At 73.5% G+C, this 14180-nt stretch carries 12 protein-coding genes; 5 read left to right on the forward strand and 7 right to left on the reverse strand.

The genetic code is table 11. The annotated features are described in order from the left end of the window. Both ACWD4U_RS30825 and ACWD4U_RS30830 read right to left on the reverse strand, forming a co-directional pair. The coding region (locus tag ACWD4U_RS30825) for a PAS domain S-box protein (protein WP_449787357.1) at positions 1-829 on the reverse strand (829 nt) is incomplete at its 3' end. Next, the gene (locus ACWD4U_RS30830) at positions 826-1632 is read right to left on the reverse strand and encodes an SAM-dependent methyltransferase (protein ID WP_363448839.1); all 807 of its coding nucleotides are present in this window, start codon (positions 1630-1632) and stop codon (positions 826-828) included. The genes ACWD4U_RS30825 and ACWD4U_RS30830, both read right to left, overlap by 4 nt. A 150-nt stretch (positions 1633-1782) precedes the next feature. Between ACWD4U_RS30830 and ACWD4U_RS30835 the strand changes: the two genes are divergently transcribed. After that, positions 1783-3558, forward strand: coding sequence for a glycoside hydrolase family 15 protein (locus tag ACWD4U_RS30835; protein ID WP_363448837.1), 1776 nt, complete (start codon positions 1783-1785; stop codon positions 3556-3558). 87 nt (positions 3559-3645) lie between these two features. Here the strand turns inward: ACWD4U_RS30835 and ACWD4U_RS30840 are convergent, their stop codons facing one another. Further along, complete coding sequence (locus ACWD4U_RS30840) at positions 3646-5889, reverse strand: glycoside hydrolase family 6 protein (RefSeq protein ID WP_449787358.1); 2244 nt, start codon at positions 5887-5889, stop codon at positions 3646-3648. Between the two features lie 482 nt (positions 5890-6371). On the opposite strand from ACWD4U_RS30840, the gene ACWD4U_RS30845 reads away from it, so the two are divergent. Both ACWD4U_RS30845 and ACWD4U_RS30850 read left to right on the forward strand, forming a co-directional pair. Continuing rightward, positions 6372-7553 (forward strand): winged helix DNA-binding domain-containing protein, encoded by a 1182-nt coding sequence (locus ACWD4U_RS30845; protein WP_363448835.1) that lies wholly within the window; start codon positions 6372-6374, stop codon positions 7551-7553. Positions 7554-7948: 395 nt separating this feature from the next. Continuing rightward, positions 7949-9649, forward strand: a complete 1701-nt coding sequence (locus ACWD4U_RS30850) for a methyltransferase (protein WP_363448833.1) — start codon at positions 7949-7951, stop codon at positions 9647-9649. Positions 9650-9692: 43 nt separating this feature from the next. Here ACWD4U_RS30850 and ACWD4U_RS30855 read toward each other — a convergent pair whose 3' ends face one another. From ACWD4U_RS30855 to ACWD4U_RS30870, 4 genes are all read right to left on the reverse strand, one after another. Then, positions 9693-10043, reverse strand: a complete 351-nt coding sequence (locus ACWD4U_RS30855; RefSeq protein WP_363448831.1) for a TetR family transcriptional regulator C-terminal domain-containing protein — start codon at positions 10041-10043, stop codon at positions 9693-9695. After that, complete coding sequence (locus ACWD4U_RS30860) at positions 10040-10270, reverse strand: TetR/AcrR family transcriptional regulator (RefSeq protein WP_363448829.1); 231 nt, start codon at positions 10268-10270, stop codon at positions 10040-10042. Before ACWD4U_RS30860 ends, ACWD4U_RS30855 begins: the two co-directional genes overlap by 4 nt. A 130-nt stretch (positions 10271-10400) precedes the next feature. Further along, positions 10401-10565 carry a hypothetical protein gene (locus tag ACWD4U_RS30865; protein ID WP_363448827.1) on the reverse strand — a complete coding sequence of 55 codons (165 nt, stop codon included), beginning with the start codon at positions 10563-10565 and terminating at the stop codon, positions 10401-10403. A 447-nt stretch (positions 10566-11012) separates the two neighbouring features. After that, positions 11013-12128, reverse strand: coding sequence for an ROK family protein (locus ACWD4U_RS30870; protein ID WP_363448825.1), 1116 nt, complete (start codon positions 12126-12128; stop codon positions 11013-11015). A 383-nt stretch (positions 12129-12511) separates the two neighbouring features. Here ACWD4U_RS30870 and ACWD4U_RS30875 point away from each other — a divergent pair, with 383 nt between their 5' ends. Both ACWD4U_RS30875 and ACWD4U_RS30880 read left to right on the forward strand, forming a co-directional pair. Further along, entirely contained in the window at positions 12512-13618 is a 1107-nt protein-coding gene (locus ACWD4U_RS30875) for a Gfo/Idh/MocA family protein (RefSeq protein ID WP_363448823.1), read from the forward strand. A 34-nt stretch (positions 13619-13652) separates the two neighbouring features. Further along, positions 13653-14132, forward strand: coding sequence for a heme-degrading domain-containing protein (locus ACWD4U_RS30880; RefSeq protein WP_363448821.1), 480 nt, complete (start codon positions 13653-13655; stop codon positions 14130-14132). Positions 14133-14180: the final 48 nt, after the last annotated feature.

The raw sequence follows: 14180 nt of genomic DNA on the forward strand, positions 1-14180 counted from the left end.
CCGCCCGGTTGGGCAGCCCGGTCAGCGGGTCGTGGGTGGCCTGGTGGCGCAGCCGCTCCTGCAGGCGGTAGCGGTCGGTGATGTCCTCCAGCATCGCCACCTGGTACTGCGGGACGCCGTCGTCGTCGCGGATCAGCGAGACCGTCAGGTGGGTCCAGACCACTTCGCCGTCGCGCCGGTAGTACGGCTTGTCGAACTGGAAGTACTCCCGCTTCCCGCTGATCAGCTCCTCGTACGCCTCCCAGACGCCGGGGGTGTCCTCGGGGTGGACCAGGTCGTTGACCCGCACGCCCGTCATGTCCTCGGGGCCGCCGCCGAAGATCTCGCCCAGCGCCCGGTTGACGGCCAGGATGTTGCCGTCGGTGTCGCCGAGGCCGATGCCGATCGCGGCGGACTCGAACAGCGCGCGGAACCGCGCCTCGGAGGCCCGCAGCGCCTTCTCGACCTCCTGGCGGGCGGTGTCGGCCGCCAGCCGGATCGACTCCTGCTCGCGCAGGGTCCGCTCGCGCAGCGCCGCCGCCCAGCCCGAGGCGAAGGCGCCGGACAGCGCCGGGCCCCGGTCGTCGGGGACCGGCTGACGCTGGATCAGCTGCACCGCGTCGGACAGCAGCTGCGGGTCGGTGAAGTGGTTGTCGATCAGCAACGCACCGACCTGCTCGGCCAGTTCGGACCGGAACGGCAGGTCGAGCGCGGCCCGCTGGAGCAGCTCGCCGGTGCGGGCGATCAACGGGTTGAGCACGCCGGGCCGCACCGCGGCGCCGTGGCCGGCGCGCAGCATGGCCGCCCACGCGGCGAGGAACCCATGGCCCGCGGGCGGCCGCTCGGTCACGACAGGCGTCCGATGCCGGCCATCCCGGTCATCCGCTCCGGGTGCGGGCCGACCGCCTCCGGGTCCTCGGGCCGCCACTCCGGCAGGTAGACCACTCCGGGCTCGACCAGCTCGAAGCCCTCGAACATGGCGGTGATCCGCTCCCGGCTGCGCATGGTCAGCGGGGTCGGCGTGGACTTGTACAGGTCCTGATGGGAGCCGGCCTGGTCGGGGCGGCCCTCCAGCGAGGCGTGCGAGAGCACCATCAGGCTGCCGCTGGGCAGCGCCTCGCGGAGCGTGGCGAGGATCTTCTCGGGCTCGTCGGCGTCGGTGACGAAGTGCATCACCGCGTTCAGGATCACGCCGACCGGCTCGCCGGGGGCCAGCAGCGCCTCGACCTCGGGCCGGGCCAGCAGGTCGTCGATGTTGCGCAGGTCGGCGTCGACCACGTGGCTGAGCGGGTCGTCGGCGAGGATCAGCCGGCTGTGCGCGACCGCCACCGGGTCCATGTCGATGTAGACCACCTCGGTGTCCGGCTGGTACTCCCGGGCCACCTCGTGCACCGCCCCGAAGGTCGGGATGCCGGAGCCGATGTCGAGGAAGCGGGTGATGCCCTCCTCGGCGAGGAACTGGGTGGCGCGGCGCAGGAACGCACGGTTGGCGCGCATGATCATGGGGAGGTCGGGCCAGAGCTCCATCGCCCTGCGGGCCATCTGGCGGTCGACCTCGAAGTTGTGCGAACCGCCGAGGTAGTAGTCGTACACCCGGGCCGCGTTCGGCTTGTCGAGATCGGTCCCGGCGGGCACCCAGTTCGGACGCGCCATGACGGCACCCCTTCCGGCGGCGGTCAGAAAGTGACAACAGGACATAAAGATCTTCCTATACATCCAATCACCACTGCAAGCCGTGGAGGCCGATCGGGCGGCGGGCGCGTCCCGCGTGGCACCTGCGCCGAGGCGGCGGAGAATCGGCGCATGGCCGGTCGTATCGAGGACTACGCACTGCTGTCGGACCTGCAGACCGCCGCCCTGGTCGGCCGGGACGGCTCGGTCGACTGGCTCTGCCTGCCACGATTCGACTCCCCGAGCTGCTTCGCCGCCCTGCTCGGCACCCCCGAGCACGGCGCCTGGCGGATCGCCCCGCCCGCCGCCGCCGAGTCCGCCGAGCGCCGCTACCTCGCCGACAGCCTGGTCCTGGAGACGCTCTGGCGCACCGCCGACGGCGAGGTGCGGGTGCTCGACTTCATGCCGCAGCGCGACCGGGTGCCGCAGCTGGTGCGGATCGTCGAGGGCGTACGGGGCACCGTCCCGGTCCGCAGCGAGCTGCGGCTGCGCTTCAACCACGGCCGGATCGAGCCCTGGGTGCGCCGCACCCAGCACCACCGGGTCGCGGTGGCCGGCCCCGACTCGGCGTGGCTGCGGGTCCCGCCCGGCGTCCACACCTGGGGCGAGGCCGGCGCCACCGCCTCCGAGTTCACCGTCTCCCCCGGCGAGCGGGTGCGCTTCCTGCTCACCTGGCAGCCCTCCCACCTGCCCACCACCCCGCGCAGCGACCCGGACGCGCTGCTCGCCGCCACGCTCGACGGCTGGCAGCAGTGGGCCGCCCAGTGCCGCTACACCGGCGAGTGGCGCGAGGCGGTGCTGCGCTCGCTGATCACCCTGAAGGCGCTCGCCTACGAGCCCACCGGCGGCATCGTCGCCGCCCCCACCAGTTCGCTGCCGGAGGTGCTCGGCGGCGTGCGCAACTGGGACTACCGGTTCTGCTGGCTGCGCGACTCCTCGATGACCCTGTCCGCGCTGCTGCGCGGCGGCTTCCGCCAGGAGGCCGCGGCCTGGCGCAAGTGGCTGCTGCGCGCGATCGCCGGCGACCCCGCCGGGGTGCAGGCGGTCTACGGGGTGGCCGGCGAGCGCGGCCTGCCGGAGACCGAGGCCGACTGGCTGCCCGGCTACCAGGACTCCCGCCCGGTCCGGTTCGGCAACGCCGCCGTCCGCCAGCTCCAACTCGACGTCTACGGCGAGGTGGTGGACACCCTGCACCTCGCCCTGCAGGCCGGCATCCCGATGGAGCGCCAGGTCTGGAGCCTGCTGCGCACCCTGATCGGCCGACTGGAGCGCGGCTGGCGCGAACCCGACGAGGGCCTGTGGGAAGTCCGGTGCGAGCGGCGGCACTTCACCCACTCCAAGGTGATGGCCTGGGTGGCCGCCGACCGCGCGGTGCGGATGGCCGAGGCCACCGGCCTGCCCGCCCCGGTGGACCGCTGGCGGGCGCTGCGCGACCAGGTGCACGCCGACGTCTGCGCGCACGCCGTCGACCCGCGCCGCGGTGTGTTCGTCCAGTCGTACGGGGCCCGCGAGTTGGACGCGGCCACGCTGTTCGTCGCGACCACCGGCTTCCTGCCGCCGGACGACCCGCGGGTGGTGCGCACCGTCGAGGCGGTCCAGAGCGGCCTGGAGCACGGCGGGCTGGTCCGCCGCTACGCGCCGGACGGGCAGGCGGCGCACCGGGGCGACGGGCTGCCCGGCGACGAAGGGGCGTTCCTGGCCTGCTCGTTCTGGCTGGCGGACGCGCTGGCGGTGATCGGCCGGCCCGACCAGGCCCGCGAACTCTTCGGCCGGGTGGTCGCGTTGGGCAACGACCTGGGGCTGCTGAGCGAGCAGTGGGATCCGGCGTCCGGCCGCCAGCTCGGCAACACCCCGCAGGCCTTCACGCACGTCGCACTGGTCAACTCGGCGTTCCGGCTGTCCGGTTGACGGCTCGTCGGAGCGGGCCGGAACGGGCAGCCGCCCACGTGCAGACTCTGCACGTGGGCGGCTGTGTTCAGTGCGCTGCGGCCGGCGTCAGCTGGCGGTGCAGCTCAGGGTGGGGAGGGCGTTGGTGCCGGAGTAGTTGGCGCCGAAGCCGAAGCTGGTGTTGCCGCCACCCGAGACGGTGCCGTTGTAGGACTGGTTGGTGACGGTCACCGCCTTGCCGGACTGGCTGACCACGCCGTTCCACAGGTTGGTGATCTGCTGGTTGCCACCGAAGCTCCAGGTGACCTTCCAGCCGTTGATCGCCGCGGTGCCGGTGTTGTTGACGGTGACGTTGGCGTTGAAGCCCGCGCCCCAGTCGCTGCTGATCGAGTAGGTCGCCGAGCAGCCGCCGGTGCTGCCGCTGCCGGCCTGGGTGGTGGCGACCAGCGCCGCCGAGGCCGCGGACAGGTTGCCCGCCGCGTCCTTCGCCTTGACGGTGTACGAGTAGGCGGTCGAGGCGCTCAGCCCGGTGTCGGTGTACGAGGTGCCGGTGGTGGAGGCCACCAGGGTGCCGCCGCGGTACACGTTGTAGCCGGTGACGCCGACGTTGTCGGTGGAGGCGCTCCAGGTCAGCGCGACGCTGCTGGAGGTGGTGGTCCCGGCCAGGCCGGTCGGGGTGCTGGGCGGGGTGGTGTCGGTGGTGCCGCCGGCCGCGGTGGTGACGCTCAGCGCCGCGGAGGCCGCGGAGACGTTGCCCGCCGCGTCCCGGGCCTTGACCGTGTACGAGTACGCGGTCGAGGCGCTCAGGCCGGTGTCGGTGAACGACAGGTTGTTGGTGGAGCCGACCAGCGTGCCGCCGCGGTAGACGTCGTAGCCGCTGACGCCGACGTTGTCGGTGGAGGCGGTCCAGGACAGCGAGACGCTGCTGGAGGTGGTGGTCGCCGCCAGGCCGGTCGGGACGGACGGGGCGGTGGTGTCCGGGGTGCCGGTGCCGAGCGCCGGGTAGGCGTTCTTCAGCAGCTCCTGGAACTGGGCGGAGAACCAGTGGCCCGCCAGCGGGGCGTTCGGCAGCGCGCCCGACATGTTGTTGTTGTTGCGCGCGTTGCCCGTGTAGGTCGGGTCGCACATCCCGTCGAAGCCCTTGCCCTCGTCGTTGGCGATGGCCGAGCTCGCACCGTCCGACTCACCCGGGGGCTTTACCCACACGTAGGCGGAGATGCCGGCCTCCGGGGCCGCCTTCGGCCGCTCGCCGAGGCCCGCGCCGGACTGGTTGCACCAGTTGCCGGTCTGGAAGCGGCGGTCGATGCGGCCGCCGTCGACGTACGCGTCCACGGTGGTCTTCGGGCCCGGGCCGGTGGGCCGGTTGGCGCCGCCCCAGCCGTTGCGGGAGGTGTCGATCAGCACGCCGACGTTGGAGTTGAATCCCGCTGCGGCGGCCTTGTCCCGGAACGCCTTCGCGTAGGTCGCCTCGTCGACGTAGCGGTTCCAGTCGACCCACTTGGCCTGGCGGACGGAGGTGCCGTTCACCGTGTCGTCGATGGTGAAGTTCGGCTCGTGCAGCGCACCGTAGTTGGCGGTGTTGACGACGAAGCCCTGCACGTTGTTGAGCGTCGAACCGGAGGAGGTCGCCGCCTGCTTCAGCACGTCGATCGTCGGACCGAGGTTGGAGTCCCAGCCGAGCCAGCCGTGGTGGCCGGCGTCCACGTAGTTGTAGACGTTCGGGATCGCGCCGAGCTTGGCCAGCGCGTAGCCCACGCCGTTGATGTAGTTGCCGTTGCTCTTCATGGTTTCGCAGTTCGGCGTCGACGTGTTGGTGCCGCCCGCGTTGGTGACCAGGTTCGGCAGCGAGTCGAGCTCGACGGTGGTCACGATCCGCAGGTTCGCGTAGGCCGGGTCGGCCAGGATCGCCGCGATCGGGTCGATGAACTCGCTCTTGTAGCGCGGCAGGTCGGTGGGGCCGAGCTCGCCGTTCGAGGCCAGCGCCGCACAGTCGCGGCCCGGCAGGTCGTAGATGACGACCTGGAACACGTACGGCTTGCCCGCGGCCTGCTGCACCGCGGCGTCCAGGTGGGCTCGCAGACCCATCGAACCGTTCGCGCCGCTGATGGCCGCGATGCGGTCCAGCCACACGAAGGTCGGCTGGTTGGAGACGGCGGAGCCGCCCGGCTCGGCGGCGGCGTGAGCGGCCCACTCGGGGTTCACGTAGACGCCGGCACCCACGAACGGGTTGTCGACGCGGGCGGTGGCAGCGTGCGCGGAGGTGGTCGCCGTGGCGATCGGCAGGACGGTCGCGACGGTGAGCGCCGCGGCCGCTGCGGCCGTCCGAAGACGGCGAGTCAGTTGGGCCGACACAGTGACGGGAGTCCTTTCGGGTGGGGGACGGACTCGAGGGAACACGCCCTCAATTCATGGGAGCGCTCCCATACTTGGCCCGGGCAGAGGCGAACTCGGCCTGGGGACACCGGATATGAAGCCATGACCTCGCGGTCCCGTCAAGAAGTTCGACAAAACCCGTGGGAGCGCTCCCGCTTGAGTGACGGACACCGCAACCGCCCACCGCTACGCGGGCCTTGGCCCTCTCCGGGCCCGGTCCACCGCACCGCCCGCGGCGAGCTGCCGCCTTCCCGTCCGCCGCACCGGACCGGGGCCTCCACGGCCGTGTGCCACGCGCGGCCCGTGCACCCCGGCCGTGCCCTCTGAACCTTTCGCGCCGGTGCCGCGGGGGGTCCGCCGCGCAGCCCGGACCTCCCGGCCCCCACCGTCTGCGCGTCGCGGGCCCGCGCCGGGGCGCCGCGTGGCAGGCTGTCCCGAGACCCGCTCCGGAGGAGGAACTCGTGCCCAGCCGAGCGCAGTTCAGCGACGAGCAGCGCCGTGCCCGCCTGGCGTCGCGGCATCGGCTCGCGCCGGGGGTGCGGGCCGAGCGGGCGGAGCAGGTGGGGCACGATCTGGTCGCGCTGCACGCCACCGACGCGGCCACGGTCTTCCTCGCCGTCGCGGCGCGGCTGGCCTCCCCCGGAGTCGCGGACACCGAGCGGGCGCTGTACCGGGACCGGACCCTGCTGCGGCTGCACGGCATGCGCAACACGCTGTTCGTGGTGGCCGCCGAGCTCGCGCCGGACCTGTACGCCTCCACCACCGCCAAGGTCGCCGCCCGCGAACGGACCCGCCTGCTGAAGAGCTTCGCCGCGGCCGGCCTGGACGCCGCCTGGACCGCCCGTACCGAGGCCGCCGTCCGCGCCGCGCTCCTCGACGCTCCCGACGGCGAGCTGACCGGCACCCAACTCAGCGCAGCGGTACCGGAGTTGCGCGCGGAGATGGTCTACGGCGCGGGCACCTCGTACGAGGCCACCCAGACCGTCGGGATGCGGCTGCTGCGGGTGCTCGGCATGGACGGTTCGATCATCCGCCGCCGCCCGGTGGGGAGTTGGACCAGCAGCCAGCACCGCTGGGCGGCCGGCGAGCCCGGGGCGAAGCCGTCCGGCGCCGAAGTCTCGCGCGCTCAGGCCGCGTTGGCGCGCCGCTGGCTGGCCTCGTACGGCCCGGCGACCGAGCAGGACCTGGTCTGGTGGACCGGCTGGGGCGTCCGGGAGGTCCGGGCGGCGCTCGCCGCCAACGGCGCCGTCGAGGTCGAACTGGCCGACGGCTCGGCGGGGTCGGTACTGCCGGACGATCTCGCACCGGTCGAGGACCCGGGGCCCTGGGCGGCGCTGCTGCCCGCCCTCGACCCGACCGCGATGGGATGGAAGCACCGCGACTGGTACCTCTCCCCCGACCACCTGCCGCAACTGCTCGACCGCACCGGCAACCTCGGCCCGACCGCCTGGTGGAACGGCCGCGTCGTCGGCGGCTGGGCCCAACGCGCGGACGGCGAGGTGGTGTTCGAGCTGCTCGACGATGCGGGGTCCGAGGCCCGCGCCGCCCTCGACGCCGAGGCCGCGACCCTCCGCTCCTGGCTCGCCGACACCCGGGTCACCCCGCGCTTCCGCACCCCGCTCGAACGCCGCCTCTCCGCCTGACCGGAGATTGACCTCCCCGCAACCGCCCGCGTCCCCGTCTCGCCATCTCGCCATCTCGCCATCTCGCCGACGCACCGTCAACCACCGGCCGGAGCTGAAACTTTCACCGGCCGGCGCGTCGGCGTTCGGAACGGCCGGACCGGCCGGACCGGTCGGCCCGGTCGGCTTCGGCCATCGACGCATGCATCTTCACCCCCCGATCGGGTGAATACGGACCAAAACGTTGCAATCCGGTGGTTACGATCAAGATCCGTGACAGATCTTCAACACATTCGAGCCACGGGGGACTTGATTTCTGCCCTCCCCACCTGCTGCGCCCGCCGCCTGACCGCGAGACCCCTCGCGCAGCATCCAGAAACGTTTCGCTCACGCACCGAACCGAGGTCCAGCGCACGATGACCAGCACCACCGTCCCCACCGACACGGACGTCCTGCGCGCGGCGGTCGACTACGTCCGGTCGCACGACACCGCGACCCTGCTCCCGCTGCTGCTGCCCGGCCTGGACGGGGTGGAGCTGCGCGCCCTCACCGACCGCTGCCGGTTCGCGCACGCAGCCGTCCTGGTCTTCCCGCCGGACCGGGACGCCCTGCACGCCGCGCTCGCCGACTGCGGGTTGAGCGCGCCGGAGCCGCCGCAGCCGAGCACCGTGGTCCGGCAGCGCCTGGCGGACCGTCACCGCCGGGCGGCGGACGGGCTGGAGGTGGCCATCCTGCGCCCGGCGGTGTCCGGACTGGACGGCGAGCCCCGGGTGGTCGAGGTGTTCGCACTGACGGTGCCGCCGGGTTCCGAACTCACCGACGTGGCCTCGGCGGAGCGCGTCGCGCAGCACGAGCCGCACCTCGGTTTCGAGGTGGACCGGCCCGACCCGCTGGTGCTGCGCGGCCTGTCGGCGCTCTTCGCCCGGCACGGCGCCCGTCCGGACGGCGGCGGCTACAACCCGCACGAGGACGGCACGGTCTTCTACTTCACCGCGTCCGCCGACGCCAAGGCGGGCTGTCGGCGGGTGGAGCTGTACGCGCCGGGCGACCACCGCGAGGTGCTCGCGGACCACCTGGCGGAGCAGCGCGCGGCCGAGCCCGCCGAATCGTTGCTGCGCCAACTGACGGGCGCGTGGACCACCCAGGCACTGGCCGCCTTCGCCGAGCTGCGGGTCGCCGAGGCGATGGACGAGCGCCTGCCCGTCTCCGCGGAGGCGCTGGCCGCGGCGGTCGGCGCCGACCCGGCGGCGCTGACCTCGCTGCTGCGCTACCTGGCGATGCTCGGCGCGGTCGCCCACGACGGCGAGGTCTTCCGGCTCACTCCCGCCGGCGCGCTGCTGCGCGACGACGTGCCGGGGTCGCTGCGGCCGCTGGCGCTCATGTACGGAGGCCCGTTCTACCAGTCGTTCGGCCGGCTCACCGGGACGGTGCGGACCGGGCGGGTGGCCTTCGACGACCTGTTCGGCGAGAACCACTTCGACCACTTCGCCCGGCGTCCCGAACTCGCCGCGCTGTTCGACCGGTCGATGGCCGCGAGCGCCCGGATGTTCGACCCGCTGCCCGCCCACCCGGCGATCCGGGCCGCGGCCGCCGACCCGCTCCCGCGCACCGTGGTCGATCTGGCGGGCGGCACCGGCGAGTTGCTCGCCCGCGTGCTCACCGCCCACCCAGGCCTGCGCGGCACCCTGCTGGAGCGCCCGCACGTCGCCGCGGCCGCCCGCCGCCGCTTCGACGCGGCCGGTCTGGCCGACCGCACCAGCTGCCGGTCCGGCGACTTCGCCGACGTGCCGTCGGGCGGCGACGTCTACCTGCTCTCCCGGATCCTGCACGACTGGGACGACGAGCGCTGCCGCGAGATCCTGCGCCACCTCGCCGCCGCGATGCCCGCCCACGCCGACCTGCTGATCGTCGAACGCGTCCTGCCCGCCGACAACTCCCCGTCCCTGGCCACCGCCTGGGACCTGCACATGCGCTGCAACGTCGGCGGCCGCGAACGCACCGCCGCCCACTACGCCGCCCTCCTCACCGCCGCCGGCCTCACCCTACTCGACCGCTCCCCCCTCCCCCTCGACGCCTACGTCCTGCACGCCCGCAAGACCCCGCCCACCACGGACTGACGCCGCACCCGCGACCGGCCCCGGCCGCTGGGGCAGCCCGCCGTCAGCTCCGGGTGCCCCGGTCGGCGCCGTAAGCACGGCTGACGGTGTCCACGATGCCTGCCTTCGCCTCCTGGAACCGAGCATCCTCCATGCCGGACTTGCGCAGGAATTCGATGCCCTGCATGGCCGCGAGCAGGCTCAGCGCGGCCTTTTCGATGTCCGTGTCCGACCGGATCTCACCTGCGACCCTGGCCCGCTGCAGTGCGGTCGTGAAGACGGCGATGATGCACTCATACGTACGCCGTGCCGTTTCGCTGACGTCATCGTCCTGCCGGGCCAGCGCGGCGGCCGAGCCGGAGAGGTAACAGCCGTCCTCGGTCAGTCCCAGGCGGGCGCTGTCACCGAAGGTCACTGCGCCATGAGCCATTCCCAGGCACTCGCGGCCGACTCCTGGTCCGCCTGCAGCCCGTTCATCTGCTGCTCGCAGTAGTCCCGCAGGCTCTTCACGAACAGACCGTGCTTACTGCCGAAAGCACCGTACAGACTCTGCGACGCCACCCCCGTCGCCTCGCAGAGGTCCGCCATGCTCGTGGCCGCGTACCCGGTGCGCCAGAACTGCTGCCGAGCGGCCTTCAGCACCGTGCTCTCGTCAAACTTTCGCGGTCGCGCCATGGGGAGAGACGGGCTGCACGTCAGACGTCCTGGTGTGCGGCAGGCATCAGGACGCTCGGGCAGGTCCGGAGCGGTAGTCGGCCGACAAGATCATCCGTCAGCGGGCGACTTCACGGTTCGTCAGCACGAGCAGGGCCCGCACCAGCGCGGTCGCCCAGCTCGGGTCGGTGCGGACCTTGCCGAGGACGCGCCAGTTCTTGAGCTGGGCGACGCCGTGCTCGACCGGGGCCTGCGCCGCGGCCAGTGCCTTGTCGGACTGCATCTGACTGCGGCTCAGGGATCGGGTCCGGGCCACGTCGTACCGGTGATCACCGCCGGGTCGGCGTGCGGAGGACCGTCGTCGAGGCCGATGAACCCCAGGTCGGCGATGGGCCCGCGGGTCGGCGGTGAGCTTGTCGTAGACCGGTCGTAGCGGGGGCCGGGTCGTGGGCGCAGCCGAACCCGGCATCCCGCCGGAGCCGGGACCTGCCCGATGAGATGCACCATGGTCATCGGGCGCCGACCGACACGAGCACCCAACTCGCCGTTCACACCCGACCCGTGACCTACGACTTCACGAGGCATATCGCCCACTGACGCCGCCCGCCGGCGCGAACCGAACGACCGTGGCCGAGGCGGGGATTCGGTGGACCGGACGGCGAGGGACCGGTGGTCGGCGGGTGACAGGCCCGCACGGCCGCGGGCCGTTCGGGGCCGCTCCGACGGATGGTCAGACGCGGCGGCCGAGGAGCGGGCCGAGGAGGAGTTCGGCGGCGCCGAGGGCGACGGCCAGGGAGCCGGTGGTGGCGGGAGTGACGGGGACGGGCTGCCAGTCGGGTTCGGGGATGCGGGCCCGTAGCTGGGCGGCCACGGCGGTGGTGTAGGTGGCGGGGGCGTCCAGGACGGCGCGGCCGCCGAGGACGATGTGGTCGATGTCGAGCAGCCGGACCAGGTTGGCGACGCCGACGCCGACCAGGCGGGCCACCGCCTCGTGGTCGCCGCGCCGGAGTTCGGCCAGGCAGAGGGCTTCCAGGCAGCCGCGGTTGCCGCAGTCGCAGAGCGGGCCGTCGAGTTGGACGGTCTGGTGGCCGAACTCGCCCGCGTTGGTGCGGGTTCCGCGGTAGAGCGCACCGTCGAGTACCAGCCCGGCGCCGAGGCCGCCCGCCAGGTGCACGTAGGCCAGTGAGCGGCCGAGGCCGGGGGCGCGGGTCTCGGCGAGGATCGCGGCATTGGTGTCCTTGTCCACCACCACCGGGAGCCCGTCGAGGCGTTCGGCGAGCCGCTCGCGCAGCGGGTACCGCTGCCACTCCGAGCGCGGCCGGACCCCTGGTCGGCCGAACCAGTGCAGCACGCCGCGGGCATGGTCGAGCGGCCCGCGGCAGCCGACTCCGGCACCGAGCAGCCGGGCGCCGCGCGGTGCCGCCGCAACGGCCCGTTCGATCTGCGCGACGACCAGCGGGAGGACCTCCGGCGGGGTGAGGTCCGGGTCGAGGGGCTGCGCGTGCCGGTAGTGGTGACGTCCGGTCAGGTCCACCAGCAGGACCGTGAGTTCGTCACGCTCCAGGTGGACGCCGACGGCGCAGGCCGCCTCCCCGCGCAGCCGCAGCAGCGTCCGGGGCTTCCCGCCGGTGGACGCGGCCTGCCCGGCCTCGGTGATCATGCCGTCGTCCAGCAGCCGCGCCGTGATCTTTCCGACGGCCTGCGGCGTGAGTCCGGTGGCCGCGGCCAACTCGACCCGGCTGCTGCCCTCGCCCGCCCCACGCAGCAACCCGAGAACGAGCGCGTCGTTGTGATCACGCAGGCCGGTCAGATTACTGCCGGCCCGACCCGGTTGCGGCGTCGTCATACCGCCATTCTGCCTGCTCACCCCCAACCGCCCTCGCACTCCGCCCTGGCCCCGGCCCCGGCCCCCGCACTCCTACCGCCCGGCCAACGGCGCCCACCGCCCCGCAGCCCCCGCACGCTCGCGCTCCCCCAATCCCGGCCAGCCGAACTCACCACCTCACGAGCCCCCGCCATCCCAACCCGTCCTCACCCACGGCCGTACAGCGCCAGCCGAGCGAGCCACCGCCCCGCAGCCCCCGCACGCTCGCGCTCCCCAATCCCGGCCAGCCGAACTCACCACCCCGCAGCCCCCGCCATCCCAACCCGTCCTCACGCACAGCCCCACCGCCCCGCAGCGCGCTCTCCCACTTGCACTTAGGAAACAGCGTTGTTTAACTGGTCGGCATGACCACCGCGAACGCTTCCACCGCCACCCCCGCCCCACTCCGGGTCGGCCTGGTCGGCTTCGGCCTGGCCGGTGCCGCCTTCCACGCGCCGCTGATCGCGACCACCCCGGGGCTGCGCCTGCACTCCGTCGTCACGGCCTCCGCCGACCGCCGGGAGCAGTTGCGCCGCGAGCACCCGCAGGCCCGCGCGCTCGACTCCGTCGACCAGCTGCTGGCCGAGGCCGCGGAACTGGACCTGGTGGTGGTGGCCTCCCCGAACCGCACCCACCTGCCGGTGGCCCGGGCGGCGCTGGAGGCGGGGCTCCCGGTCGTGGTGGACAAGCCGGTGGCGGCGACCGCCGCCGAGGCAGCCGCGCTGGCGGACTTCGCGGCCGAGCGCGGCCTCCTGCTGACGGTCTTCCAGAACCGCCGCTGGGACGCCGACTTCCGCACGGTCCGCGCGCTGCTCGCGGAGGACGCGCTCGGCGAGGTGCACCGGTTCGAGTCCCGCTTCGAGCGCTGGCGGCCCGAAGTCGGCGACGGCTGGCGGGAGTCCGCCGATCCGGCCGACGCGGGCGGCATCCTGTACGACCTGGGCAGCCACCTGGTCGACCAGGCGCTGACGCTGTTCGGCCCGGTGCGCGAGGTGTACGCCGAGGTGGACGCCCGCCGTCCGGGCGCGGCCGTCGACGACGACGCCTTCCTGGCGCTCACGCACGCCTCCGGCACCCGCTCGCACCTGTGGATGAGCGCGCTCGCCGGTCAACTCGGCCCGCGCCTGCGGGTGTTGGGCAGCCGGTCGGCGTACACCGTGCACGGCCTGGACCCGCAGGAGGCGGCGCTGCGCTCCGGCGGTCGACCCGGCCCGGGCTGGGGCGAGGTCCCGGAGTCCGCGCGCGGCCTGCTCGGCGCCGACGACGCCGCCGCCCCGCACCCCTCCCTGCCGGGCGACTACCCGGCGTTCTACGCGGCGGTGGCTCGCGCCCTGCACGACGGCGGTCCCGCCCCGGTCGACCCGTACGACGCGGTGGCCGCGCTGACGGTGCTGGAGGCCGCCCGCCGCTCCGCCACCGAACGCCGCACCGTCACCCTGCCCACCACCGCCCACCGAGCCCCCACCCACTGAGCCCCCGCACCCGCACCCGCACCCGGAGCACTCGATGAACCGCGAAGACGCCGAACTGCTGATCCCTCAGGTCGAGGAGCAGGAGCGCCGACTGCGCCTGTCGCACTTCGACCACGACGACGCCTGGCGGCTCGGCCTGCTGCTGGTGGAGCTGGCCCGCGCCGAGCGGGCGCCCGTGGTGGTCGACATCCGCCGCAACGGGCAGCAGCTCTTCCACTACGCCCTGCCGGGCAGTTCGGCCGACAACGACGCCTGGGTGGAACGCAAGTCCCGGACCGCGGACCGGTACGGCTGCTCCTCCCTGCTGGTCGGACTGCGCTTCGCCGCGAAGGGCCAGAGCTTCGAGCAGCACTCCCGGCTCGACCCGGACCGGTTCGCCGCCCACGGCGGAGCCTTCCCGCTCATCGTCGAGGGCGTCGGCCCGATCGGTACGGTCACCGTCTCCGGCCTGCCGCAGCTCGACGACCACCGCCTGGTGGTCGCCGCCCTCGAACGCCACCTCGCCGAAGCCTGAACCCGCGGCAGTCCGCTACCGACCTCGACCGACCGCAGGCAACGACGA

It is taken from the genome of Kitasatospora sp. NPDC002522 (genome assembly GCF_053595195.1).